At 37.9% G+C, this 25,800-nt stretch carries 21 protein-coding genes; 17 read left to right on the plus strand and 4 right to left on the minus strand.

Features of this window, described 5'->3' with window-relative positions; all coding sequences use genetic code 11:
• Positions 1–250 precede the first annotated feature (250 nt).
• The gene (locus ACFIME_RS06775; protein ID WP_375633097.1) at positions 251–637 is read left to right on the plus strand and encodes an Mth938-like domain-containing protein; all 387 of its coding nucleotides are present in this window, start codon (positions 251–253) and stop codon (positions 635–637) included.
• Between the two features lie 876 nt (positions 638–1,513).
• A complete protein-coding gene (locus tag ACFIME_RS06780) occupies positions 1,514–2,374 on the plus strand; it encodes a phytoene/squalene synthase family protein (RefSeq protein ID WP_375639423.1) in 861 nt (286 codons plus the stop codon).
• Between the two features lie 909 nt (positions 2,375–3,283).
• On the opposite strand, the gene ACFIME_RS06785 is transcribed toward ACFIME_RS06780, so the two are convergent.
• On the minus strand, positions 3,284–5,173 hold the full coding sequence (locus tag ACFIME_RS06785) for a peptidyl-prolyl cis-trans isomerase (protein WP_375684697.1): 1,890 nt from the start codon (positions 5,171–5,173) through the stop codon (positions 3,284–3,286).
• Between the two features lie 155 nt (positions 5,174–5,328).
• Here ACFIME_RS06785 and tpiA point away from each other — a divergent pair, with 155 nt between their 5' ends.
• From tpiA to ACFIME_RS06850, 13 genes are all read left to right on the plus strand, one after another.
• Positions 5,329–6,093: a triose-phosphate isomerase gene (tpiA, locus tag ACFIME_RS06790; RefSeq protein WP_375620758.1), complete on the plus strand. Its 765-nt coding sequence runs from the start codon at positions 5,329–5,331 to the stop codon at positions 6,091–6,093.
• An 82-nt stretch (positions 6,094–6,175) separates the two neighbouring features.
• The gene (secG, locus tag ACFIME_RS06795) at positions 6,176–6,628 is read left to right on the plus strand and encodes a preprotein translocase subunit SecG (protein WP_375684698.1); all 453 of its coding nucleotides are present in this window, start codon (positions 6,176–6,178) and stop codon (positions 6,626–6,628) included.
• Between the two features lie 129 nt (positions 6,629–6,757).
• A complete protein-coding gene (locus ACFIME_RS06800; protein WP_375662214.1) occupies positions 6,758–8,386 on the plus strand; it encodes a CTP synthase in 1,629 nt (542 codons plus the stop codon).
• Positions 8,387–8,422: 36 nt separating this feature from the next.
• Entirely contained in the window at positions 8,423–9,259 is an 837-nt protein-coding gene (gene kdsA / locus ACFIME_RS06805) for a 3-deoxy-8-phosphooctulonate synthase (RefSeq protein WP_375617688.1), read from the plus strand.
• Between the two features lie 71 nt (positions 9,260–9,330).
• Complete coding sequence (gene eno, locus ACFIME_RS06810; protein WP_375662213.1) at positions 9,331–10,602, plus strand: phosphopyruvate hydratase; 1,272 nt, start codon at positions 9,331–9,333, stop codon at positions 10,600–10,602.
• Between the two features lie 111 nt (positions 10,603–10,713).
• A complete protein-coding gene (locus tag ACFIME_RS06815; protein ID WP_375662212.1) occupies positions 10,714–11,121 on the plus strand; it encodes an NINE protein in 408 nt (135 codons plus the stop codon).
• Positions 11,122–11,849: 728 nt separating this feature from the next.
• Positions 11,850–12,161, plus strand: coding sequence for a septum formation initiator family protein (locus ACFIME_RS06820; protein ID WP_375617692.1), 312 nt, complete (start codon positions 11,850–11,852; stop codon positions 12,159–12,161).
• 135 nt (positions 12,162–12,296) lie between these two features.
• Positions 12,297–13,337, plus strand: a complete 1,041-nt coding sequence (gene pdhA / locus ACFIME_RS06825; protein WP_273791144.1) for a pyruvate dehydrogenase (acetyl-transferring) E1 component subunit alpha — start codon at positions 12,297–12,299, stop codon at positions 13,335–13,337.
• A gap of 16 nt (positions 13,338–13,353) precedes the next feature.
• Complete coding sequence (locus ACFIME_RS06830; RefSeq protein ID WP_375620767.1) at positions 13,354–14,721, plus strand: pyruvate dehydrogenase complex E1 component subunit beta; 1,368 nt, start codon at positions 13,354–13,356, stop codon at positions 14,719–14,721.
• A 14-nt stretch (positions 14,722–14,735) separates the two neighbouring features.
• The gene (locus tag ACFIME_RS06835) at positions 14,736–16,079 is read left to right on the plus strand and encodes a pyruvate dehydrogenase complex dihydrolipoamide acetyltransferase (RefSeq protein ID WP_375612899.1); all 1,344 of its coding nucleotides are present in this window, start codon (positions 14,736–14,738) and stop codon (positions 16,077–16,079) included.
• Between the two features lie 220 nt (positions 16,080–16,299).
• The gene (gene lpdA, locus ACFIME_RS06840; RefSeq protein WP_375612898.1) at positions 16,300–17,760 is read left to right on the plus strand and encodes a dihydrolipoyl dehydrogenase; all 1,461 of its coding nucleotides are present in this window, start codon (positions 16,300–16,302) and stop codon (positions 17,758–17,760) included.
• Between the two features lie 67 nt (positions 17,761–17,827).
• Positions 17,828–18,790, plus strand: a complete 963-nt coding sequence (gene lipA, locus ACFIME_RS06845; protein WP_375611273.1) for a lipoyl synthase — start codon at positions 17,828–17,830, stop codon at positions 18,788–18,790.
• Between the two features lie 2 nt (positions 18,791–18,792).
• On the plus strand, positions 18,793–19,254 hold the full coding sequence (locus ACFIME_RS06850) for a type II toxin-antitoxin system RatA family toxin (RefSeq protein WP_375684699.1): 462 nt from the start codon (positions 18,793–18,795) through the stop codon (positions 19,252–19,254).
• A 599-nt stretch (positions 19,255–19,853) separates the two neighbouring features.
• On the opposite strand, the gene ACFIME_RS06855 is transcribed toward ACFIME_RS06850, so the two are convergent.
• Genes ACFIME_RS06855 through rirA form a run of 3 tightly spaced genes read right to left on the minus strand, consistent with a single transcriptional unit; the run spans position 19,854 to position 21,997 of the window.
• The gene (locus ACFIME_RS06855) at positions 19,854–20,342 is read right to left on the minus strand and encodes a CinA family protein (protein ID WP_375628982.1); all 489 of its coding nucleotides are present in this window, start codon (positions 20,340–20,342) and stop codon (positions 19,854–19,856) included.
• On the minus strand, positions 20,339–21,529 hold the full coding sequence (locus ACFIME_RS06860; RefSeq protein ID WP_375662221.1) for a bifunctional 2-C-methyl-D-erythritol 4-phosphate cytidylyltransferase/2-C-methyl-D-erythritol 2,4-cyclodiphosphate synthase: 1,191 nt from the start codon (positions 21,527–21,529) through the stop codon (positions 20,339–20,341). Before ACFIME_RS06860 ends, ACFIME_RS06855 begins: the two co-directional genes overlap by 4 nt.
• A gap of 24 nt (positions 21,530–21,553) precedes the next feature.
• Positions 21,554–21,997 carry an iron-responsive transcriptional regulator RirA gene (rirA, locus tag ACFIME_RS06865; protein WP_375611276.1) on the minus strand — a complete coding sequence of 148 codons (444 nt, stop codon included), beginning with the start codon at positions 21,995–21,997 and terminating at the stop codon, positions 21,554–21,556.
• A 173-nt stretch (positions 21,998–22,170) separates the two neighbouring features.
• Here rirA and ACFIME_RS06870 point away from each other — a divergent pair, with 173 nt between their 5' ends.
• A complete protein-coding gene (locus tag ACFIME_RS06870; protein WP_375662207.1) occupies positions 22,171–24,438 on the plus strand; it encodes an ATP-binding protein in 2,268 nt (755 codons plus the stop codon).
• Position 24,439: 1 nt separating this feature from the next.
• Positions 24,440–25,798, plus strand: coding sequence for a sigma-54-dependent transcriptional regulator (locus ACFIME_RS06875; RefSeq protein ID WP_375684700.1), 1,359 nt, complete (start codon positions 24,440–24,442; stop codon positions 25,796–25,798).
• The last annotated feature ends 2 nt before the right edge of the window (positions 25,799–25,800 follow it).

Genomic DNA, 25,800 nt, shown 5'->3' on the forward strand with positions numbered 1-25,800 from the left:
AATTTGCGAGTAAATAAGCTGAGAAAACTTTTTAAAAGATAGATTTATTTAAGCAGGTATAGCTTTTGATTGCGGTTTATTATCGAATTTTCATATACTTGTTGTATGAGAAGATTAGGGTTTTATATAAAATTTCCACTTCAATACTAGGCTATGGTTAAGATATCAATGTTTGTATCAGCCTTCCTTAATTTTATGGTGAGAAGTAGCAAAGACAATTGGATTATTCAAAAATAAAGGGTGCTTGTTCATGTTCGATGCAATTCAAATTCGTGAAGCACATTTTCCAAGTCGCGCACCTATTGATGCTTATGGAAATGGTGGATTTCGTTTTGCTGATATGTCTCATAGAGGTTCTATTGTTTGTGTACCATCAGGTATTTATGGCATTGACATGGCAGGACCTATTCCCACTCAAGAGGATATATCTCGTATTTTAGAAGAAGCTTCTGAAATCGAAGTTTTATTAATAGGTACTGGAATTGAATTATTACGATTACCTGAAGAGTTACGGGTGCTTTTATGGGAAAAACGTATTTCATCAGATACAATGAGTACGGGAGCGGCGGTGCGTACATTTAATGTTTTATTGGCTGAAGATCGCGCTGTTGCGGCGTTATTATTTGCGGTAGAATAGAGTATTGTTTAATAAAACAAAGGCTCTGGTCTAGCATGAAAGACTTGTGTGATTATTTTCTGCGCTGTAAAATACTGTCGTTTAAGGCGGTGATATAAGGGTATAGAATATACATAACTTAACACATTAAGTGTTTTTAAATACAGCAGCAAGTATTCAGGACAAAGTTTGCTCATAGTTCCTAATGAATCACATGAGTGATCAGCTCTTGGCACTTAAGACAGTTCATAAGAGGCATTTTAATTCTTTCTTATACAGTTTTTACCTACAAGCCAGTTCCGCTTGTGACGTGCAAGGGAATAGTTTTTATTGATGTAACATGGAATTGGTTTGAAATGAAAGCATATCTACGATATTTGGGATTCTAATTTAACATACAAAACACAAAATTATCATTATAAATCAATGCGTTTATAGTAACAGAAATGCACCGAGAGCAATTGGATTTTTTACAAATTGGTGTTGGTAAGAACCTTTGTCTTTTAGGATGGGGAGGAGGTCAATGATTGATAAAGTTTTTGTGATCAGTGCATTTTTTATAAAATAACATTGTCATCTATCCACTGAAAAAGTGTTTTGCGTTGTTTGTTGTTCAAGTTTTACTATGCATGTTACGATTGGTTTTTAGCTTTTTTATTGCAAATGAAAACTTGAAGTCCGATAAGATAAGTTTTATCAGAAAAATTATTTATTTAATTTTTTTCTTTCTAAAACGAAAAGGGACTAGAAAAGAAATTTTAATTCATAATACAGTTAAGAGACACATTTAAAAATCTTATTTTCTGAACTGTATTTGCTTATCCTTCATTTTTTAATATGAATAAAAAGAGGGTATTAATTTAATTGCTAAAAAAGGGACGTTAATAGGTTCATAGAATGATAGGCTCTCTTCCTTATTGTCTTGATATTTTACGTACCATAGATCGTGATCGCTATATATCGGTTTTATTTGCACCTAAAAAAAAGCGCCAAGCATTGGCTGCTCTTTATGTATTTAATGCTGAAGTTTCTCGTATCCGCGAAAGTGTACATGATCCACTCATAGGAGAAATACGGTTACGTTGGTGGTATGATGCTATTGCTCATGGTGAAATGCAAACGAGTGGAAACAATCCGATTTTGAATGATTTATTAAAAGCAATGACTCTTTTTAATTTACCTAAGACAGCTTTTTTACGTTATTGTGATGCGCAAATTTTAGATCTTTATCACAATCCAATAGAAACACTTCATGATCTAGAGCATTATTGTGGTGAGACAGCAGGCATAATTTTACAGCTTTCTTGTCAGATATTAGATCCTGAAACTGCACAAGAGTTTACAGATATCTATGAACATGGAGGGATTTCTCAAGGATTAAGCGGTGTATTGCGTCTTTTATCATTCATGCAATCACGATATCAATATTATTTACCCACTGATATATTAAAGGCTGTAGGAGTGAATAGGGAAGCTTTGGAATCTCATCGTCTCAGTGATCAACAAAAGGGTTGTATTGTTGAAGCTATGGTAGCATTATCGCGCGATCATTATACCCAATTTTACGAGTATTCTTGTATTTTACCGAGAGTTCTTAAGCCAGCTTTTCTTCCATTGGTCATTGTACCGGCTTCTCTTCAAAAAGCTATACAGCTGGGGGCAGCAATTTTTCAAGAGAGCGCAACTTTGCCATTGATGTATCGCTATTGGTTGATAACAAGGGCAGCAATAAGCGGCAATTTTCCAAAGATATTGTAAAAGAATATTACTATGTTGGAATGCGTAACATGTAGACTGATTTTCTCATATGAAGATAAAGGAGCTATTGTGATTCCAAACCATTTTTTTGTTATAAAAATGTTGATGTTTTGGTTGTTATGAACGCAAAAGAATAAGAAATTTTATGATCTTGAAAATACGCTGTATTTCTTCATCAGTAATATGTTTTATTCAGTGTATTGGATGGGTGAGATGCAGAGAAAGAAAAACATGAGATAAATCTTAATACATTGGTTTGTTTGAAGAAGAACTTTTAAGTACTCTGAATGTATTGATTGTATCTCATTTGCAAATGAAATAAAATTTCTATTTTATGAGAGAAGTTATCTTAGCAGTCTATAAGTCTATAAAAAACTCTTATTTTTGAGAAATTATAACATCATAATTGATGACTGTTATGATTGATGAATATATTGATTTATAATGATAATTCGTTTTTTCTCATATTGAATGAGAGTCTTGAATAGAAAAAGATTTCTCCATTTTTATAATGAATTTTAAAAATAGTTTTTTTATCTATTATAAGTTGGGTGTGTAAATGAAATCATTTAAGGAAGAAGCAATACGCTCCTATGAATGAATATTAAGAGTAGCAATATGATAAGCTATGAATGAATGACGATAGGGATGATATTTATAGCTTAATGGGCGGCAACCTTTACAACCTTTGGATGGATAATGTTTTTTAATGCATTGCAAAAACGATTCTACATTCCATTGACTATTTTCTCGCAAATCCATACATGCACTGTTTTGCGAGAAAATGAATCATTATACAAACGCTGATCCTAAGATATGCAGACAAGAAACCCGTCTTACCTCTTCAACTATAGACGAAGAGCTGATGAAAACTTTATCAATAAGTTCTTAAAATTATGCACAATCTTTTTATTGGAGAGTGTTAAAGATCTGATTATAATTTGTGCTATTAATTTCCAAAGGATGTTCTTTATTGGCAACTTGTAGCATTTCTAGCTTGAGATCTTCTCTTATCATCATATCTATATTGGCGCGGACCTCAGTTGAAAGAGTATGAGACGTGATATCTTTAGGCATGGTTACAGTCTTTATTTGATAAATGATACGGTTTGTTGCAACCGGACCTTTTATGATGCCATAATGACCTTTGGGAGCAGCAAATAATGCTTTAATCCCTTCAACGCCAAGGATTTCAGATGAGTCTTGACGCCGGAGGGCGGGTGTTGTTTGTTTTGTAACACCAAGGGTATGAGAAAGAGCAACAAGACTTTTTCCTTCCGTGAGCTGTTTGAGAGCATTTTGGGCTTTTTCATCAAGAAGACGTTGGATTTCTTCATTTTTCCATTGAGAAAGAACATCTAGCTTAGCCTCTTCAAGTGTCTTATCGCGGGCAGGAATAATTTTATCGACCTTGTACCAGAGATATCCACCATTTTGAAAAGAGAGAGGATCAAGATCGACTCCTTCGTTTGATTGATAGATGGCATTCAGTAAAATATCTTTTTGAGGTAAATCCGTGAGTATTGCACCTTCAAGCGTTTTTCCCGTTTTATCAATAGTAATTGTGCGCAAAGATAACTTGTATTGGTCAGCTAACTCTTTGAGAGAAGCACCCTCAAAACGAGCATTTTCAATGGCTACATAATTGTTACGGATATCATCAGTAGCACGATTTTTGGCAAGTATTTGGCGAATATTTTCTTCTACACTTTCAAAAGGAAGAGAGCTTGAAGGTTCAATATGCGTAACGCGAATGAGAACAGGTCCCTGTAAGTCATTTATCACAGGACTGACTTGTCCTTGTTGAAGTTCAAAAATTTCAGATGTCAGATGATTAGGAAGTTCATTTTCTGCAAGAGGACCTTTTTTTATGTCATTAAGAGTTTTTTTTTCAGCTTTTACCAGTTCATCAAAACTCAATCCGTCAGCTATTTTTTTTGCTGCATTATCGGCTTCTTCGCGTGAGGGGAATCGCAGTTCTTCGAATGTACGCTTTTCAGGCGTTACAAAACGTGAAGCATTTTGTGTATAATAGGCTTTCGCCTCATCTGTTGAGATATCTTTAGGTTTTACAAAATCATTAAGTTCCATAGATAGCAAAGAGACAGTACGGTATTCTGGAGCACGAAATTGACTTTGATGTGTTTCAAACCATTTTTGTAATGTTTCGTAATCAGGATCAGCAATTGTTTTCTTTTCTTTTAGATCAATAACGAGATAATCAGCAATACGCATTTCTCCTTGATAAAGAGCAAGTGCTTTATAAAAGAGATTTGGTGCCTTCATATCAGAAAGTAAAGCAGCAATCAGCTGATTACGCTTTTCTTGTTTGGTGTAATAATTAAGAAAAGCACTTTCACTAATACGTAAATGCTGAAGATAGTTATAAAACAAGTTTTTATCAAAAGTGCCATTTACCTGGAACATCTTATCAGAACCAATCGTATGAGCTATTGTATCTTTTGAAAGACTTATTTTCATTTTACGTGCTTGTTCATCAAGCAGTACATTTTGTTGTAATTGATTAAATACAAAAGCAGGAATTTGGTATTGCTGCATTTCATTTGTTGTAAACATTCGTCCAAGATGAGCAGCATATGCTAAACGTGCGCTTTGATCGGCGAGTGCAAGACGATAATCATCGACAGTTACTGTGGACTTTCCAGAAGTAATAAGATCTCTTTCACTTTTTTTGTGTAACTGCGGTACCCCCCATAAAAGAATGAAGCATAAGAGTAAAATAGCAAGGAAAATTCTAAAAATCCAAGAATTTGTAGCATTTCTTATGATGTCAAGCATTGTTCAAGTTCCATTTTTAATGTGAGTTATTATCAAAGCTGTAATGGAATTTGCAATAAAGAGATGAAAGATGCAAGCTTTAAAGACTTGCTTTCATTTTATAATTTGGTAACTACAGATAAACAATGTATTGTAAAAGCTCTTGAGGTGAAAATATGTCTCCAAATATTCGGCCTTTTCTTGCTGGAAATTGGAAAATGAATGGAACGAGTGAATCGCTTGGAGAGTTGCGTGCTATTGCTACAGGCGTTAGCTCTGATCTAGGTCATCTATTTGAAGCCCTAATTTGTGTTCCAGCAACGCTTTTATCGCGTGCTTCTAATACGCTGAATGGTGAAAATCTCCTTTTGGGAGGACAAAATTGTCACTTTGATGATCATGGTCCTTATACTGGAGATATTTCAGCTTTTATGCTTAAAGAAGCGGGAGCAAGTCATGTTATTATTGGGCATTCAGAACGTCGTACAGTGTACCAGGAAAATGATGCGATTGTCTGTGCCAAAGTGCAAGCTGCGTGGCGAGCAGGTCTTGTGGCTCTTGTATGTATTGGTGAAACATTGGAGGAGCGTAATAATAATAAAGTACTGGATATTCTCACGCAGCAGCTTGAAGAATCTCTCCCAGATGATGCAACAGCAGAGAATACCATTATCGCTTATGAACCAGTTTGGGCGATAGGCACCGGCAACACAGCGACTCCAGAAGATATTGCAAAAGTACATCATTTCATTCGTGATAGGGTGCGCTCTCGTTTTGGTGATGAAGGCAATAAGATACGTTTGCTTTATGGTGGATCAGTAAAACCATCCAATGCATTTGAGCTTTTAAGCATTGCTCATGTTAATGGTGCTTTGATAGGTGGAGCAAGCTTAAAAGCGATTGATTTTTTAACTATTTGCGATGTTTGTCGTAAACTATAGCAGAGAAATTTGAGTTTCCCCTTGGATTGTGCGTTATTTATGTGTAAATAGCTATTAAAGAGTTATTTGAAGAGCAGGGTTTATGCAAACAGTACTTATAGTTATTCATTTTTTGATTGTGATTACTTTGGTTGGTATTATATTAATTCAACCTTCAGAAGGTGGTGGGTTAGGTGCGAGTAATAGCTCAGGGTTGATGAAAACTCGTGGATCTCGAAACCCTTTAACACGTTTGACTGCTATTTTAGCCTGTTGTTTTTTTGTTGTGTCTATTGGACTTACCGTGGTGAGTAATATATCAAATTCTAGTTCTGATATTTTAAAGCGTATACCGGTTAATTCAGAGCAGAATTCTACCAATAAAGACTCAGGATCAGTCCCATCATCAGATGGTGAGTCTTCCCCTTCTATTCTTGAACAGCTAGGAGGCACTTCGAATTCTTCGCAGGAACAGAAACAGTCCACAAATCCTGAAGCAGAAAGTCCAGTTCCTCAGGTTCTTGAAAATACAGTTCCCGATAACAGTACAAAATAGTTTTTTAAGAAAACATAGACTTTTTAAAAAAGGTGATTTTTTTCGCCTTTTTTATTTTAGAAGAAAAATTGTTTCTTTTTGCATTTTTTGCTGGAAAAATCATTATAAATTGCTTATCACCATAAGCCCATGGCACGTTATGTTTTTATTACTGGTGGTGTGGTTTCTTCCCTTGGAAAAGGCATCGCAGCGGCGGCGTTAGCAGCGTTATTACAGGCTCGTGGCTATCGCGTACGTCTTCGCAAACTTGATCCTTATTTAAATGTTGATCCAGGTACGATGTCACCTTATCAACATGGCGAAGTATTTGTGACCGATGATGGTGCAGAAACGGATCTTGATCTTGGTCATTATGAGCGTTTTACTGGGCGTTCTGCAAATAGCCAAGATAATATTACAACAGGGCGTATTTATCGCAATATCATTGAACGAGAGCGGCGTGGTGATTATTTGGGGGCAACAGTCCAAGTTATTCCTCATGTTACAGATGAAATTAAGAGATTCATTACGATGGGAAATGAAGAATTTGATTTTGTTTTGTGTGAGATAGGTGGAACGGTTGGTGATATTGAAGCAATGCCTTTTCTAGAAGCGATTCGTCAGCTTCGCAATGAGCTACCGAGACAAAATGTCGTTTATGTCCATCTCACATTAATGCCTTATATTCCTTCAGCAGGTGAATTAAAAACGAAACCAACACAACATTCTGTCAAAGAATTGCAAGCAGTTGGTATTTCTCCTGATATTTTGCTTGTACGTGCAGATCGATCTATTCCAGAAACAGAACGGTGCAAATTATCACTTTTTTGCAATGTTCGCTCCAATGCAGTCATTCAGGCATTAGATATGCCAACAATTTATGATGTTCCTATGGCATACCATAAGGAGGGTTTGGACTCTGAAGTTCTTTGCGCTTTTGGAATCGATTCGGCACCTTCCCCCAAGATGGATCGTTGGGAAGATATTACGCATCGTATTCACCATCCTGAAGGAGAAGTTACGATTGCTGTTGTAGGAAAATATACGGGCTTAAAGGATGCTTATAAATCTCTTATTGAAGCGATTGCACATGGTGGTTTAGCGAATAGAGTGAAGGTTAATATTGAGTGGATTGATTCGGAGCTTTTTGAAAAAGAAGATTCTGTTTCAGCTTTACAAAAAGCCCATGGAATTTTGGTTCCAGGTGCTTTTGGGGCACGAGGGGCAGAAGGGAAGATTCGAGCAATTCAATTTGCGCGAGAGCGTAAAGTTCCATTTTTAGGGATTTGTTTTGGGATGCAATTAGCTTGTATAGAAGCTGCGCGCAATATTGCACAGATTGAGAATGCTTCATCAAGTGAGTTTTGCGAAACAGACAATCCAATTGTAGGTTTAATGACAGAATGGCTTAAAGGAGACGTTCTTGAAAAACGTACAAGAAATGGTGCTCTCGGTGGTTCAATGCGCCTTGGTGCTTTTGCTGCTGAATTAAAAGAAGAGAGTCATATTGCTCAAATTTATGGGATGACCAAGATTGTCGAGCGACATCGTCATCGTTATGAGGTCAATATTGATTATAAGGATAAGTTAGAACAGTGTGGTTTGATTTTTTCTGGGATGTCTCCTGATGGTATTTTACCAGAAACGATAGAATATGTAGATCATCCATGGTTTATTGGTGTTCAATATCATCCAGAATTAAAATCTCGTCCTTTTGATCCACATCCGCTTTTTTCTTCTTTTATTGAAGCCGCTGTAGAACAAAGTCGATTAGTTTAATGCGTAAATTGGATTACTTTGCTTTTGAGGGATAAAATGACTAAACCAAATGCACGTGTGAAAGTTGGAAATATGATTTTTTCAAATGAAATGCCTCTTTCATTAATTGCAGGGCCGTGTCAGATGGAAAGTCGTGATCATGCTTTTGAAATGGCTGGTCGTATTAAAACAATTACCGATCAGCTTGGTATCAGGTTTGTTTATAAATCAAGTTACGATAAAGCCAACAGAACCTCTTTGAGTGCGGCACGTGGCATTGGTCTTGAAAAAGCAATGGCTATTTTTTCTGATTTAAAAAAAGAGTTTGATTGTCCCATATTAACTGATGTGCATACAGAAGAGCAATGTACAATTGTTTCTTCTACAGTTGATATTTTACAAATACCGGCTTTTTTATGTCGTCAAACAGATCTTTTGGTAGCAGCTGCCAAAACGGAATGTGTTATTAACATTAAAAAAGGTCAGTTTTTAGCGCCGTGGGATATGGAGAATGTTTTAAAAAAGGTTGTTTACAGTGGTAATCCGAATGTTATGCTTTGTGAGCGAGGCACGTCATTTGGTTACAACCGACTTATTTCTGATATGCGTTCGTTGCCTATTTTACGTTCATTTGGAGCTCCTGTTATTTTTGATGCAACGCATTCTGTTCAAGAACCTGGGGGGCAGGGGGCTTCATCTGGTGGACAGCGTCAATTTGTTGAAATTTTAGCGCGTGCAGCTGTTTCTGTTGGGGTAGCTGGTATTTTTTTAGAAACACATCAAGATCCAGATAATGCACCTTCTGATGGACCCAATATGGTTAAAGTTGATGATTTACAAAGATTGCTTGAGACTTTAATGGAATTTGATTATCTGTCAAAAAAGTTGAGTTGAGAAGAGAAAAAATATTTCATTAATAGGGCATTATAAATGAATCGAGACTTTTATTGGATAAGGAAACACATATGACTATAATTGTCGATATCATTGGGCGTGAAGTTCTTGATAGCCGTGGTAATCCAACGGTAGAAGTTGATGTTCATTTGGAGAATGGAGCTTTTGGTCGCGCTCTGGTTCCTTCGGGAGCTTCAACAGGAGCACACGAGGCTATAGAGCTTCGTGATGGTGGTTTGCGCTATCAAGGGAAAGGTGTTGAAAAAGCGGTTGCTGCAGTTAATGGCGAAATTCTTGAAGAACTTGGTGGGCGGGATGCAACAAATCAAATTGCTATTGATCAAGCAATGATTGCTTTGGATGGAACGCCAAACAAAGCCCGTCTTGGTGCCAATGCACTTCTTGGTGTTTCATTAGCTGTTGCAAAAGCAGCTGCGGATTCATTAAATTTACCTTTGTATCGTTATATTGGTGGTACACAAGCGCATATTCTTCCAACCCCCATGATGAATATTATTAATGGTGGCGTTCATGCTGATAATTTGATTGATTTTCAAGAGTTTATGATTATTCCTATAGGAGCTCCTACTATAAGAGAAGCGATCCGTTATGGCGCTGAGATTTTCCATGCATTGAAAAAGCGTTTAAAAGATGCGGGTTATAATACCAATGTTGGTGATGAAGGTGGTTTTGCTCCTCAATTTAAAAGTGCTGATCAAGCAATTGATTTTATTATGGAATCTATCATGATATGTGGCTATAAACCAGGTGAACAAATTGCCATTGGTTTAGACTGTGCTTCAACCGAATTTTATAAAAATGGTTCGTATTTTTATAAAGGTGAGGGGAAATACCGTGACACCCAAGAGCAGGTAGATTATTTAGCGCAGCTTGTGAAAAATTATCCTATTATTACAATTGAAGATGGAATGGCAGAGGATGATTGGGAAGGTTGGAAGCTACTTACTGACACAATGGGAGAAAAATGTCAGCTTGTTGGCGATGATTTGTTTGTAACGAATTCAGCACGTTTGCGTGATGGTATCAAAATGGGGGTAGGCAATTCTATTCTCATAAAAGTTAATCAAATTGGTACATTGAGTGAAACACTTGATGCTGTAGAGGTAGCACATAAAGCAGGTTATCGTGCCATTATATCTCATCGTTCAGGCGAGACAGAGGATTCTTTCATTGCAGATCTTGCTGTTGCAACGAATTGTGGACAAATTAAAACAGGTTCTCTTGCACGTTCGGATAGATTAGCAAAATACAATCAACTTATCCGTATTGAGGAAATGCTAGGAGCCCAAGCGCATTATGCTGGTGATTTATATCGTGTATAGTTGTGAGCAAAAAATATAAAAGTATACAATCATTTAGATTATGAAATTGAGATTTCTTATCAAAGGCATATACGCAATAATTTTTAAGTATTTAAATTTATAGGGATTAAGATGAGAGGTATAATTATTAGTCAAGATCAAGGAACTTATCTCGTTTCGGGTGATGATGGTAAACGTTATCAGTTTGCGACTTGGGATTGGTTGGGAAAGAATCCACCAAGGATTGGTAATGCTGTTGATTTTGTCTGTGAAGGGGGGGTTGTCAGTTCTGTTTTTCCATTGTTGAGACCAGGTACAGAGAACTCAAAGATAATGTTCGCACTCCTTTGTTGGTGTGCAGGTATCTTTGGTGTCCATCGTTTTATGGTTGGTAAAGTTAGGACTGGTGCTTTAATGCTGGTTCTATCTTTATCATTGTTTGGATTGATAATTACCGGAATTTGGGCAGTTGTTGATTTTATAGTCATTCTTGGAGGAAAATTTACGGATAAAGATGGGAATCAGATTACAGATTTTTAAAAATTTTATAATTAAAGAGAAAGTAATTCAGTTCGCTTTTTATTTTTATAAATAATTAAGTTGCATCATGCAAAATTATTGTACTATATTTATTTAATATGAGATATTAAAAAACATGTACAGCTAAGTAAAAGTATTGAAAAAGACAATGCTATTTTATACGGGTAAAGCAAAGACGCAAATTAATTAAGGCGTGCATTGTTTTTCTGCTTATAGCAGTGGATAGCATTAGATTATTGGAGGCTCCAAACTATCCTAATTTCACGTTTATTACGGCTGCTATAAATTGTATTTACACCGTGAGGTTAATCCGCATATTATCAAATTAGAAATAATCTCTTTATGAATAACACATAAGGAGCGTGGGTAAGGATGAAGGGTGAAATTATTGTTCAAAATCAAGGGGTTTATCTCGTTTTGGGAGGTGATGATAAGCGTTATCAATTTGAGGATTGGAATTGGTTAGGAAAAAACCACCAAGCATAGGGGATACCGTTGATTTTATTTTTATTTTAATAGGAAATTTTAGGAAAAAGCTACAAATTAGAGGATATCCAATATTTATAATATAAAAAGTGGGTCATTCAGCTTACTTTGATTGTATTAAGGGGGGATAAATTGAAAATAACAAATTATTTAGTGTAGATTTGGTAATGAGGTATTAATCAAAATCATGCATAGTTGGGCAAAATATTAAGAAATTTGTGCTGTAAAGACTGTGCTATTTTATGTGGACAAAGCAGAAACGTCGATCAATCAAAGTACGCTTTGTACTACCTCTTATGACGGTGGGAGTCTTAAGCTATTTCAGTTATCACATTTATCATGGTGAGTATGGATTGTATTCACGCAGTGAAGTTAATCAGCATATTAGCGAATTAGAAAAGGAGCTTCATAAAATAGAAGCTGAGCGGATATTCATGGAAAAGCGTATTTCTCTTTTACGCAACGGGCATATAGAAAAAGATATGTTGGATGAGTATGTCCGAAAGAACTTGAACTTCTCTAAGTCAAATGAACTAACAATCTTAATACCTTGAAATGATACTAAAGGTAAATGAAAAATCGCTTAATTTAAACAATAATCAGCAATGATATTGTTTAAGCCGATTGATAAGGCTTGTAACTTTTGTTCGTAAAGGTTATTCCTAAATAATCATAAAAGGGAGTTTAATATGGCAGAACGACTTAAAAAAAATTCTGCGTCGGCGGCGCGCACTGCATTATCAAGCACCACAAAGAAAGCACCAATAGCAGATTTTACAAAAGAAGAAGAAATTGATGCTTATCGTGAAATGCTTTTAATTCGCCGTTTTGAAGAAAAAGCAGGACAACTTTATGGTATGGGGCTTATAGGGGGATTTTGTCACCTTTATATTGGTCAGGAAGCCGTTGTTATAGGAACATTGAAAGCGGCAAAAGAAGGTGATCAGGTTATTACGTCTTACCGTGATCATGGTCATATGTTAGCGGTTGGGATGAGTCCGCGTGGTGTTATGGCAGAATTAACGGGACGTCAAGGTGGCTTTTCCAAAGGGAAAGGTGGCTCGATGCATATGTTCTCTAAAGAAAAGAACTTTTATGGGGGACATGGTATTGTTGGTGCGCAGGTTCCCATTGGTTCAGGTTTGGCATTTTCGAATCAGTACCTTGGTAAAGATAATGTGACATTGGTTTATTTTGGTGATGGTGCTGCAAATCAGGGGCAGGTTTACGAGAGTTTTAATATGGCTTCACTTTGGAAGCTTCCCGTTGTTTATATTATTGAAAACAATCAGTATGCTATGGGAACGTCAGTTTCACGTGCATCTGCAGAAACTGATTTTTCACGACGTGGTCTTTCTTTTGAAATTCCAGGTATTGTTGTTGACGGTATGGATGTTCGATCAGTAAAAGGAGCTGCTGATGAAGCAATTTCTTGGGCACGCTCAGGTAAAGGACCGATCATTCTTGATATGCAGACCTATCGCTATCGTGGTCATTCCATGTCTGATCCAGCAAAATATCGTTCAAAGGAAGAAGTCCAAAAAATAAAAGAGGAGCACGATCCGATTGATCAAGTAAAAAGTCGGATTCTTAAAAAAAATTGGGCGAGCGAAGACGATTTAAAATCTATTGAGAAAGAGGTCCGTGCAATTGTTGCTGATGCGGTAGATTTTGCACAAAGTGATCAAGAGCCAGATGCTTCTGAGCTCTATACTGATATTTTAGTTTGATGCGAGGGAAGCAAGTATGTCTATTGATATTTTGATGCCGACGCTTTCACCAACTATGGAAGAAGGTAAACTGTCTAAATGGCTCAAGAAAGAAGGTGATAAGGTTAGCTCTGGCGATGTTATTGCTGAAATTGAAACGGATAAGGCTACAATGGAAGTAGAGGCCGTTGATGAAGGTACTCTTGGTAAAATTTTTGTGCCTGAAGGTTCAGAAGGCGTAAGGGTTAACACTGTTATTGCAATTTTGTTAGAAGAAGGTGAGCGTGCTGAGGATATTTCGCAACCTACTGATACAGCACAAAAAACTAAGGAATCTGCTCTTTCTCTGCCTTTGTCAGTTCCGCAGGCTGCTCCTACTTTTGATACATCTCTTAATTTTGATATTCCAGCGGGAACACAAATGGTTACAATGACAGTTCGTGAAGCGCTTAATCAGGCTTTGGCTGAAGAAATGCGGCGTGATGAAACAGTTTTTCTTATGGGGGAAGAAGTCGCGCAATATCAAGGTGCCTATAAGGTTAGTCAAGGTTTGTTGGAAGAATTCGGAGAACGCCGAGTTATTGATACCCCAATTACAGAACACGGCTTTGCTGGGCTGGCTGTCGGGGCTGCTTTTGGTGGGTTACGTCCTATTGTCGAGTTTATGACCTTTAATTTTGCGATGCAGGCGATGGACCAAATTATTAACTCAGCAGCCAAAACACGTTATATGTCTGGTGGACAAATGACCGCTCCTATGGTTTTTCGAGGTCCCAATGGCGCGGCTGCCCGTGTTGGTGCTCAACATTCTCAATGTTATGCTGCATGGTATAGTCATGTACCAGGTCTGAAAGTTGTCATGCCTTATAGTGCTGCAGATGCAAAAGGTTTGCTGAAATCTGCTATTCGTGATGATAATCCTGTTATTTTCCTTGAAAATGAGATTTTGTATGGGCATCAATTTGATGTTCCTCAACTGGATGATTTTCTTTTGCCTATTGGTAAGGCACGTATTCATAAGTCTGGACAAGATGTGACGATTGTTGCATGTGGAATTGGGATGCATTATGCTGTTCAAGCGTTACCAGAAATTGAAAAACTTGGTATTGATGTTGAATTGATTGATTTACGAACCATTCGCCCGATGGATCTTCCAACAATTCTTTCGTCAGTTAAAAAAACAGGTCGTTTGGTAACAATTGAAGAGGGATTTCCTCAGTCATCTGTGGGAACTGAAATAGCAACGCGTGTTATGCAGCAGGCTTTTGACTATCTTGATGCGCCAATTGCTACGATTTCTGGTAAAGATGTTCCGATGCCTTATGCCGCTAATCTTGAGAAGTTGGCTTTGCCTAATACTGCTGAAATTATTGAGGCCGTTAAGGCTGTGACATACAGAGCATAACGGAGGAAAGCATAATGCCCATTAAAATTACAATGCCAGCGCTTTCCCCTACGATGGAAGAGGGAAATTTAACAAAATGGAATATTAAGGAGGGAGATAAGGTTTCCTCTGGTGATGTTATTGCTGAAATTGAGACGGATAAAGCGACAATGGAAGTCGAAGCCGTTGATGAAGGTAGGGTTGCTAAAATTGTTGTTCCTGCTGGAACACAAGGCGTTAAAGTAAATGCTTTAATTGTTGTTTTAGCAGAAGAAGGTGAAGATTTAGCTGAAGCTGCAAAAGTTGCAGAAGAAATCTCTTCTTCTACAAGACAAAAACCAGAGGGCATCAAACAGACAGATTCTCTGAAACAGACGGACTCAAAGGGAATAAAAATGTCTCATGAATCATCAACTGGGCAATTAATACAGCAAGATAAAAAGGAAGCTCGTCTTTTTGCCTCTCCCTTAGCGCGGCGATTAGCATCTCAGGCAGGTCTTGATTTATCCCTTATTTCTGGAAGTGGTCCGCATGGGCGTATTATTAAGCGCGATGTAGAAAAAGCTGTGAGCAGCGATATGTCTAAAGTGTCTTATTCATCATCGATAGGGGAGCTAATAGCTACAGGTGCTTCGGACAAACAGATATTGAAACTCTTCAAAGAGGATGAATATAGCTTCGCTCCCCATAATAATATGCGTAAAACAATCGCGACACGTTTGGTGGAATCAAAACAGAGAGTCCCACATTTCTATGTAACGGTAGATTGTGAACTTGATGCGCTATTAGCACTGCGTACACAACTAAATGCTGCTGCTCCAATGGTTAAGGGGCAGGAAGAAACTCAGCCTACTTATAAGCTTTCTGTTAATGATATGGTGATCAAAGCTGTCGCACTTTCTTTGAAAGCGGTTCCTGATGCGAATGTTTCTTGGCTTGAAGGCGGGATGCTTCATCATAAACATTGTGATGTTGGGGTTGCTGTTTCTATTCCCAATGGATTAATTACACCGATTATTCGCCATGCAGAGAAAAAGCCGTTATCACTTATTTCCAAAGAGATGAAGGATTTTGCAAAGCGTGCGCGCGAGGGCAAGTTAAAAATGGAAGAATATCAGGGTGGAACAACAGCTGTATCAAATATGGGGATGTATGGTATAAAAAGTTTTTCGGCTATTCTTAATCCACCGCATGCGACGATTTTTGCGATTGGTGCAGGGGAGCAACGCGCCGTTGTTAAAAATGGTGCATTAGTTGTTGCGACAGTTATGTCAGTTACGCTTTCTGCGGATCATCGTGCTGTCGATGGTGCTTTAGCAGCAGAGCTCGCGCGGACTTTTAAGAAGATGATTGAAAATCCATTAGCAATGTTGGTTTGAACTGTTTAACAGTTCTTCACGTAAATTGTGAGAAAGCGTGTTAAGAGAATAGAAACAAATTTAAAGAGTTTAAAGAGCAATGTTATTGCTATTTCTGGTTTGGGTAAAGCATTTACGTGAAGCTTAAAGCAAAGACATAAGATAATTCTCTCATGTTGTTTTACAGTCTTAAGTTCAAAAAATGCATATCCGTTTTTTATATATCCATGGAGGAATTACTGTGGCAAATCTTTATGATGTAATTGTGATTGGATCAGGTCCAGGCGGATATGTAACCGCAATTCGTGCAGCACAATGTGGCTTTAAGACTGCGATTGTTGAACGTGAACATTTGGGAGGGATCTGTTTAAATTGGGGATGTATTCCAACAAAGGCCCTTCTACGTTCAGCGGAAATGAAACATTTTGCTGAACATGCGACAAATTATGGATTAAAAATTAATGGTTCAATTGAGGCAAACATCAAAGATGTTGTGGCACGTTCACGGGGTGTTTCAGCACGTTTAAATGCTGGTGTTGGTTTTTTAATGAAAAAAAACAAAATTGATATTATCTGGGGTGAAGCAAAGCTTACTAAAGAAGCAAAGGGAAGCCTTCCTGCGGAAATTATGGTTTTTTCATCCTCCAAACCGATTATGCAACCGCAAAATCCAGTCCCTAAAGGGACGTTAGGGGAGGGAACTTATCAAGCAAAGCATATCATTATTGCAACGGGCGCACGTCCTCGTGTCCTTCCTGGTATTGAGCCAGATGGAAAACTCATTTGGACTTATTTTGAAGCTATGATACCGCCAGCAATGCCAAAATCGCTTTTGGTTATAGGGTCTGGGGCTATTGGCATTGAATTTGCTTCTTTTTATCATGATATGGGGGCGACAGTAACTGTTGTTGAAATGATGCCCCATATCATGCCTGCTGAAGATATTGAAATTTCAACGTTTGCTCGTAAACAGTTAGAGAAAAAAGGTTTACGTATTCTTCGTCAAGCAAAAGTAACAAAGGTTGAAAAATCTTCCGATTCTGTAAGTGTACATATTGATGTTCAAGGTAAAATAGAGTCAATGACTGTTGACCGGTTGATTTCCGCTGTTGGGGTGCAAGGTAATATTGAGAATCTTGGTTTAGAAGCTTTGGGAATAAAAACCGATCGCGGCTGCATTGTAACTGATGAATGGAGTTGGACGGGGGTGGAAGGTATTTATGCTATTGGTGATGTAGCAGGCCCTCCTATGTTGGCCCATAAAGCAGAAGAAGAAGGTGTGATATGTATTGAGCATCTTGCAGGTTTGAAAAGCGCTCATCCACTTGATAAAAGAAAAATTCCAGGGTGTACATATTGTACACCACAGGTTGCCTCTGTAGGGCTTTCAGAAGCGGCAGCAAAAGAAGCAGGTTATGATATACGTATTGGTCGTTATTCTTTTGCTGCGAATGGTAAGGCGATTGCTTTGGGTGAAGATCAGGGGTTAGTAAAAACGATTTTTGATAAAAAAACAGGACAGCTTCTCGGGGCCCATATGGTAGGGGCTGAGGTAACAGAATTGATACAGGGTTTTGTTATTGCTATGAATCTTGAAACAACAGAAGAAGAATTAATGCATACTGTCTTTCCACATCCGACCTTATCGGAAATGATGAAAGAAAGTGTATTAGATGCTTATGGTCAAGTTTTAAACGCTTGATGACTGGATTGTATGAAAAATTTTATATTTTTGATTGTTACTTCGTATTTATAAGGCAAAGGCTTAAATGGTTACGGTTGTTGATAGAGTTGCAAATAGACGATTGCGTCATCCTGAAAAGGCACATCGTCCTGATACAAGCGTTCAAAAAAAGCCAGATTGGATTCGTGTAAAAGCGCCAACATCACCAATTTATAAGGAAACACATGGTATTGTACGTACGCATAAGCTAGTGACTGTATGTGAAGAAGCTGGTTGTCCTAATATTGGCGAATGTTGGAGCCAGAGGCATGCTAGCTTTATGATTTTAGGTGAAATATGTACGCGTGCTTGTGCTTTTTGTAACGTTGCAACAGGTATTCCACTTGCCGTTGATGATAATGAGCCAGAACGTGTCGCTGATGCTGTTGCAAGGATGGAATTAAAACATGTTGTCATTACATCTGTTGATCGTGATGATCTTGCTGATGGTGGTGCTGAGCATTTTGCAAAAGTTATTTATGCGATTCGTCAAAAAACTCCTAAAACAACAATTGAAGTTCTTACACCTGATTTTCGTCATAAGGATGGCGCTTTAGAAGTTGTTGTTGCTGCTAAGCCTGATGTTTTTAATCATAACTTAGAAACAGTTCCTTCTAAATATTTGAAGGTGCGTCCAGGGGCACGTTATTTTCATTCAATTCGTTTGTTACAACGTGTTAAAGAACTTGATCCAACAATTTTTACAAAATCGGGAATTATGGTTGGCCTCGGGGAGGAGCGAAATGAAGTTTTGCAATTGATGGATGATTTGCGCGCTGCTGATGTTGACTTTATGACAATTGGACAATATTTGCAGCCTACACGAAAACATCATCCAGTTGTTCGTTTTGTGCCTCCTGAAGAATTTGAGTCTTTTGCCAAGATTGGTAAAGTAAAAGGATTTTTACATATGGCCTCCAATCCTCTAACGCGTTCATCTCATCATGCTGGAGATGATTTTGCCATTTTGCAAAAAGCGCGTGATGAAAAATTTTCCTTACAGAGATAATTATGCCGATTTTTACAATACATCGGCAGATCACCCATAGTGCCAGTGAAATGTTTGATCTGATTTCAGATATTGAGCGTTATCCTGAATTTTTACCAATGTGTGAGTCTTTAATAATACGTTCTCGAAAAGAATATGGAAAAAAAATATTGCTTCTTGCGGATATGACCGTTGGCTATAAGATTATTCGTGAAACTTTTACGACTCAAGTATTTCTTCAGCCGGAAAAAAGTCTTATAGAAGTTAAATATATTGATGGTCCATTCAAATATCTTGAAAATCGTTGGGCCTTTCATGATATTGAAAATACCAATGCATGTAATGTAGAGTTTTTTATTGATTATGAATTTAAAAGTAAAACGCTTGGATTAGTGATGGGCTCAATGTTTGATATTGCGTTTCGTAAATTTACCGAGGCTTTTGAGAAGCGTGCGCATCAGATTTATGGCTCTACGGTAACATAGTCTATTCTGTTATTTTTTAACAATACGTATTGCTTAAACAGCGTGAAGGTGAAAACCGGTTTCCATCTTTACTATTTGTTTTTAATTCAGCTTTCAAAAGCATATTGAGGGAATATCATTTTAAATGATGAAGATGATGCACAGCTTCATGCTTTTGTTTCTCTCTTTTTTAATAGATGCACACTCGTTAAACAAAACGCCCAAATAGAACATGCTTGCGTCATACCCATTTCATAATAGTGCTCATAATAAATAGTATAGATTCTCGTAAAAGTATATAAAATCTACATCTGTACACTTATGAAGAAGTTCTCCTGTATCATTTATTTGCCATCTCTCAAGATGTTGTACCAGCTCTTAGCACTTGAGAGAGAGGTACAAGTTTTCCTTTCATTAATCATTTTATTTATACAGTTTTTTCTCTTGTGGCGTGTAAGTGAATAAATTTGATTAATTCAACCTACACAGGACTAAAGTGAGATAATTTTACGCTAGTCAGATCGTTCATTTTCAAGTTGTGATACAATAAAATTTTTTCAAGATGTTGACGATTATAGACTCGATGGGGAATAAAGAATTTTGAAATTAGTATGGGGAATTCAGTGAAGCAATTCCAGAATCATTTTAAAAGCATTTTCAACAGTTGCATGGCGGATAGCATTGCGATTAAGATGAGCAAAGTGCATTTCTTTGTGCAGGGGGGAGTGGTTTTTATAAGCTACTGCGCAATGCACAAGTCCTACAGGTTTATCAAGACTTGCACCTCCTGGACCAGCAATTCCTGTTACAGAAACTGCAATGTCAGCTTGTGAATGTTTTAATCCACCCTCAGCCATTGCAAGAGCAACTTCTTTTGAAACGGCACCATAGGTTTTTATAAGTTCAGCACAAACGCCAACAAGGCGTGTTTTAGATTCATTTGAATAAACAACAAATCCACAATCGAGAACATCTGATGATCCTGCTATATTTGTGAGGCATGCAGCAATGAGTCCCCCTGTACAAGACTCTACAGTTGTTAACAGCAAACCTTTTTGGCGAAAGGTATTAAGGACTTCATGTGCTTGTTTTTCACAAAGATATGTCATTGGGGAAGTTCTCCTGAATAAAGAACGCTCGCTGTTGCAAGAGCAGCAATTCCTTCACCACGACCAATAAATCCAAGCCTTTCATTTGTTGTTGCTTTGATAGAGATTCGATCAGGTGTCATTGAAAGTATTGTCATAAGATTTTCTGTCATGGCATGACGATAGGGACCAATTTTAGGATTTTCAGCGATAATTGTGATATCAACATTGGCAATACGTCCACCTGCTTGTTTAATAATATCAAGAGCATGACGGAGAAAAATTTCTGATGATACATTTTTCCATTGAGGATCAGAGGGAGGGAAATGTGTGCCAATATCTCCAGCACCTCGCGTAGCGAGCAGGGCATCTGTTAGCGCATGAAGAGCAACATCCGCATCGGAGTGTCCATTTAATTTTTTATGAAAAGGGATTTTTATACCACATAAAATAAGAAAATCACCATCCTCGAAAGAGTGAACATCATAACCATTGCCGGTGCGGATATCAGGAAACATTTGCATTTTCTTTTGGAGATATAAATGTGCAGTATTAAAATCTTCATGCCATGTAATTTTTATGTTGTTAGGATCCCCAGGAATGGCACGCATAGGAATTCCAAACCATTCGGCAATTGCAGAATCGTCAGTGAATTCTTGTTTGCAAGCTTGTTTTGCTTGTTTATGGGCCGCTAAGATATGTTCAAAGGGAAAACACTGTGGAGTTTGTGCACTATAAAGATGGGTACGGGGAATTGTTTCTAAAATATGCTGATTATTTATACGTTTAAGGGTATCAGAGATGGGCAGAACAGGAAGAACACCTTCTTGAGGCGTGATAGTGTTGTGAATGTTATTAAGAAGCTTGTTTTCGATAAAAGGGCGTGCACCATCATGAATATGCACATATTGGGGGGCAAATTTTTTGAGTGCCTGAAGTCCATATAAGGTAGAGATTTGACGTGTATTGCCTCCTTCAACGATAATAAGGCGCTCTTTAAAATCGTCAATAGCTTGTTCACAGATTTGACGATCTTCTGGATGAATAACAAGAATAATTGTTGTGATAGCTGGATGCTGCAAAAAACAATGCACGGTATGATAAATAATTGGCTTTTGTCCTAGAAGCCGATATTGTTTTGGAATTTTATGGGGAGATCCTGCTCTTTCACCCCGTCCAGCGGCTAATATTATTGCTGCAATAGAAATACTTAATCTCCTTGTATTATAATCTTAGTTTGCTTTTTTGTCATTAATTTTAAAATGATTTTGAAAGGATGGTTGTTGTAGATCAGCAAGGGATATCACGGATAATACCTCAAAAAAAGCATTTAATGCTTTTTGAAGTGCGGTATTTAAACCACAAAAATCAAACAAGGGGCAAGTTGGTTCTGCAGTATCGAAGCATTCTGCGAGGGAAAAGTTGTCTTCTGTTACTTTCACAACATCCGCGACTGAAATCTCTGCTGCGGGTTTAGCCAATCTAACTCCACCATTGCGTCCACGCACTGTTTGTATAAAACCTGCTTGAACAAGCAGCTGAAGGATTTTAAATAAAAAAAGCTCTGAAACGGCATATGCTTTAGCGATTTCTGGAACACGACTGAGAGTTCCCTGATTATCTGCACAATACATGAGCATTCGAAGAGCATAATTTGTTTGTTTTGTTAATCGCATCTCATTTCCTTCGTAAAGTATCGTCGAACACAGTCTATTTTAAAGATATTTTGCAAAATGTAGAAGTTTTTTCTCGTTGACTATATTTGCTCTATTTTAAATGTAGTATTAGTATTGTCAATTTTTGCTACAAAAGGTTATATGAGAATAATGGGATAAGGGTATGTAAGCTCATGACGAATATAACATCTGTGACGAATCTTCAAGACATAGATAAAAATACTTATAACGATGAGTTGTATCGTTTAAGTAAGGTATATATTTTTTTAGGGATTACAATTATTGTATTGGCTTTACTTACGGCCTCTGTTTCATTTATTATTCTTATTGGATTAACTCCTGTTGTTCCCAGTAGAACAGTAACCCTTATTCTTATAGGAATTAATAGTTTTTGGGTTTTAGGGCTTATTGTCATCGTTTTTTATGAGATGATACCGATCATTCGTGCTTGGCGTTCAAGGCGTGCAGGATCGCGTCTTCATGTGCGCCTTATTTCATTGTTTGCACTTGTTGCGACAATGCCAGCTGTTGCTGTAGCTCTTGTATCGGGTCCAGCACTAAATTTGGGACTTGATCGATGGTTTGATACAACAACGCGGCAAATTGTGGGCTCTTCTATTGATTTAGCAAATGCTTATGCAGATGAAATGCTTCAAAATTTAAAAAATTTATCCTACGCGATGGCATTTGCACTTGATAACAAAAAACTCTTAGAACGTAATCCAGCTGAATATAGGATGCAATTGACGCGTCATGCTCTAGGACGCAATTTGCGTGGTGCATTTTTGTTAAGTTCTAGCGGAGCTATTTTTGTATCGAGTGCTCTTGGTGATGAAGATAAACTGCCAATTCCTCCTTCTCATCTTATTGAACGTGCAACTAGTGCGAGACCTTTTTCTTTTCAACCAGGCGTTCATGATTATTTTGGTATTATTTTAAAATTTACCAATATTCCAAACACATTTTTATATTTGGTGCGTGACGTTGATAAAGGTGTTTTATCTGCTTTGCGTTTGACAGAAGTTAATACAGATCGTTATCGTGATTTAAATGAAAATCGCCTGCTGACACAGATTGCATTTGGTATGCTTTATTTGTGTCTTTTTTTTAGTTTATTCTTATCAGCCATTTGGGCTGCTATTGCTGTTGCTGATCGCTTAGTACGTCCTATTCGTCTTCTCATTAGTGCTGCCGATGATGTTGCTTCTGGAAATATGGAAATTTTCGTGCCAGTACGAGCAAAAGATGGAGATATTGGGCAATTATCCAAAACTTTTAATTACATGGTCAGTGAATTGAAAAGTCGGCGTAATGAATTGATTGCAGTGCGTGATCAAATTGATGAAAGACGGCGTTTTTCTGAAGCTGTGTTATCGGGTGTAACAGCGGGAGTAGCCGGTATAGATGATAATGGTGATATCACCATTATCAATCGGTCTATTGAAGCGATGTTTGATATTCGCTCAGAGCACGTTGTTGGAAAAAGTCTTTTATCTTTAAGCGCTGAAATTTGGCAGGTTTTTCAGTTTGTGCGTTCATTGGATCGTAAAAACCATCGTGAGCAGGTCACTTTAAACGTTGCAGGAAAAGAGCGTGTCTGTAATGTCCAAGTTACGATGGAGGAGGATGATGGACAAGGGCAATCTTGGGTTCTAACAATTGATGATATTACAGACCTTGTTGCAGCGCAACGTACAGCGGCGTGGGCGGATATTGCGCGGCGTATTGCACACGAAATTAAAAATCCTCTTACACCTATTCAGTTATCCGCTGAACGCATTCGTAAACGTTATAACAAAGCTATTACACAAGATAGAGAGGTCTTTGACCGGTGTATTGACACAATTATTCGGCAGGTTGGAGATATTGGGCGTATGGTTGATGAGTTTTCCTCTTTTGCACGTATGCCCAAACCAAAAATGCATATTTTAGATATACGAGAATTGTTGCGCGAAGCATGTTTCTTGATAGAAGTGACGCGACATGATATTCATTTTGAGCAAGATTTAGGAACTCTACCACTTATGGGTGCATTTGATAACCGTCTCATTGTACAGGCTTTTTGCAATGTTATCAAAAACGCGAGCGAATCCATAGATTCAGTTATGCGAGAGGAAAATATTCACGGTCATATTCTTATCCGTTCTTATCGTCAGGAAGAATGGGTGGTTGTGGATGTTGTTGATAACGGGAAAGGACTTCCTAAAGAGCAAAGACAAAAGTTATTAGAACCCTATATAACAACGCGGGAAAAAGGAACAGGGCTGGGGTTAGCTATTGTGCGCAAAGTTATTGAAGATCACGGTGGTTTCATGGAGCTTCATGATGCACCGGAGAGTTTTTATGAAGGTCGTGGTGCGATGATCCGTTTGATATTTCCAGCGGATGGGGGTAAGCAGGGTAATATTATACAAGCCATAAATCATAAGATAGGGGAATAGTATGGTATCAGATATCTTGATTGTTGATGATGAAGCAGATATTCGTGAGCTTGTTGCTGGTATTTTAGATGATGAAGGTTATGAAACGCGTGTTGCTTGTAACTCTGATGAAGCATTGGCTCAAATTAGTGAGCGTATTCCAAAGCTCATTTTTTTGGATATTTGGCTACAGGGTAGTCGTCTCGATGGTTTAGCACTGCTTGATGAAATTAAAACACAATATCCGGCTCTTCCGGTCGTTATGATCTCTGGTCATGGTAATATTGAGACGGCTGTTTCCGCTATAAAGCGAGGAGCATATGATTTCATTGAAAAACCTTTTAAAGCTGATAGACTTGTATTGGTTACAGAGAGAACACTTGAAAATTCAAATTTAAAACGTGAGCTTTTAGAATTGCGAAAGCGTTCGAACGAGACATTAGAGTTGCTCGGAAAATCGACAGTTATAAAAAATTTGCGTCAAATCATAGAAAAAGTAGCACCAACCAATAGTCGCATCATGATAACAGGTCCTTCAGGGGCAGGAAAAGAGACTGTTGCACGAACTATTCATGCGCTCTCAACGCGTTCGAATGGGCCATTTGTTACAATAAATGCTGCAACGATTACTCCGGAAAGAATGGAAATAGAGCTGTTTGGCAGCGAAATGGAGGGAAGAGAGCGTAAAATTGGTGCCTTAGAGGAAGCTCATGGCGGTATCTTATATCTTGATGAAATTGCTGACATGCCGCGTGAGACTCAAGGGAAGATTCTTCGAGTTTTAACGGGGCAAACATTTGAGAGAATTGGCGGCACAAAACGTGTTAAGGTGGATGTCCGTATCATTTCTTCGACAGCGCAAAATCTTGAAAACCTCATTTCTGATGGGCGCTTTAGGGAGGATCTTTTTCACCGTCTTTCCGTTGTTCCTATTGTTGTTCCGCCCCTTTCAGCGCGTCGTGAAGATATTCCAGAACTTGTACATCATTTTGTAAAAACAATATCACAGCAGGTTGGGATTAAACCGCGTGCAATCAGTGATGATGTGATTGCTATTTTGCAAACGCACGCTTGGCCGGGTAATGTGCGGCAATTACGTAATAATATTGAGCGTCTTCTTATTCTTGTGCGGGATGGTGATGGTCCTATAACAGCGGACTTTCTTCCCAGTGAAGTAAGTGATTCTTTGCCACGTCTTCAAATGGATTCAGATGAAAGTATAATGGATTTGCCGTTACGTGAAGCTCGAGAATTATTTGAAAAGAGATATTTAGTGGCGCAGATTGGGCGTTTGGGTGGAAATATATCACGTACTGCTGAATTTATAGGCATGGAGCGTTCAGCTTTGCACCGTAAACTTAAAGCGCTTGGAGTTTCTTAAAG

This window comes from Bartonella sp. AP1QHHD (genome assembly GCF_042196265.1).
GTDB lineage: Bacteria > Pseudomonadota > Alphaproteobacteria > Rhizobiales > Rhizobiaceae > Bartonella.

What these genes read in the sequence shown, in the direction of transcription:
- ACFIME_RS06775 (WP_375633097.1), top strand. Translation starts at nt 251, where the DNA reads ATGTTCGATGCAATTCAAATTCGTGAAGCACATTTTCCAAGTCGCGCA.
- ACFIME_RS06780 (WP_375639423.1), top strand. Translation starts at nt 1,514, where the DNA reads ATGATAGGCTCTCTTCCTTATTGTCTTGATATTTTACGTACCATAGAT.
- ACFIME_RS06785 (WP_375684697.1), bottom strand. Translation starts at nt 5,173, where the DNA reads ATGCTTGACATCATAAGAAATGCTACAAATTCTTGGATTTTTAGAATT.
- tpiA (WP_375620758.1), top strand. Translation starts at nt 5,329, where the DNA reads ATGTCTCCAAATATTCGGCCTTTTCTTGCTGGAAATTGGAAAATGAAT.
- secG (WP_375684698.1), top strand. Translation starts at nt 6,176, where the DNA reads ATGCAAACAGTACTTATAGTTATTCATTTTTTGATTGTGATTACTTTG.
- ACFIME_RS06800 (WP_375662214.1), top strand. Translation starts at nt 6,758, where the DNA reads ATGGCACGTTATGTTTTTATTACTGGTGGTGTGGTTTCTTCCCTTGGA.
- kdsA (WP_375617688.1), top strand. Translation starts at nt 8,423, where the DNA reads ATGACTAAACCAAATGCACGTGTGAAAGTTGGAAATATGATTTTTTCA.
- eno (WP_375662213.1), top strand. Translation starts at nt 9,331, where the DNA reads ATGACTATAATTGTCGATATCATTGGGCGTGAAGTTCTTGATAGCCGT.
- ACFIME_RS06815 (WP_375662212.1), top strand. Translation starts at nt 10,714, where the DNA reads ATGAGAGGTATAATTATTAGTCAAGATCAAGGAACTTATCTCGTTTCG.
- ACFIME_RS06820 (WP_375617692.1), top strand. Translation starts at nt 11,850, where the DNA reads ATGTGGACAAAGCAGAAACGTCGATCAATCAAAGTACGCTTTGTACTA.
- pdhA (WP_273791144.1), top strand. Translation starts at nt 12,297, where the DNA reads ATGGCAGAACGACTTAAAAAAAATTCTGCGTCGGCGGCGCGCACTGCA.
- ACFIME_RS06830 (WP_375620767.1), top strand. Translation starts at nt 13,354, where the DNA reads ATGTCTATTGATATTTTGATGCCGACGCTTTCACCAACTATGGAAGAA.
- ACFIME_RS06835 (WP_375612899.1), top strand. Translation starts at nt 14,736, where the DNA reads ATGCCCATTAAAATTACAATGCCAGCGCTTTCCCCTACGATGGAAGAG.
- lipA (WP_375611273.1), top strand. Translation starts at nt 17,828, where the DNA reads ATGGTTACGGTTGTTGATAGAGTTGCAAATAGACGATTGCGTCATCCT.
- ACFIME_RS06850 (WP_375684699.1), top strand. Translation starts at nt 18,793, where the DNA reads ATGCCGATTTTTACAATACATCGGCAGATCACCCATAGTGCCAGTGAA.
- ACFIME_RS06855 (WP_375628982.1), bottom strand. Translation starts at nt 20,342, where the DNA reads ATGACATATCTTTGTGAAAAACAAGCACATGAAGTCCTTAATACCTTT.
- rirA (WP_375611276.1), bottom strand. Translation starts at nt 21,997, where the DNA reads ATGCGATTAACAAAACAAACAAATTATGCTCTTCGAATGCTCATGTAT.
- ACFIME_RS06870 (WP_375662207.1), top strand. Translation starts at nt 22,171, where the DNA reads ATGACGAATATAACATCTGTGACGAATCTTCAAGACATAGATAAAAAT.
- ACFIME_RS06875 (WP_375684700.1), top strand. Translation starts at nt 24,440, where the DNA reads ATGGTATCAGATATCTTGATTGTTGATGATGAAGCAGATATTCGTGAG.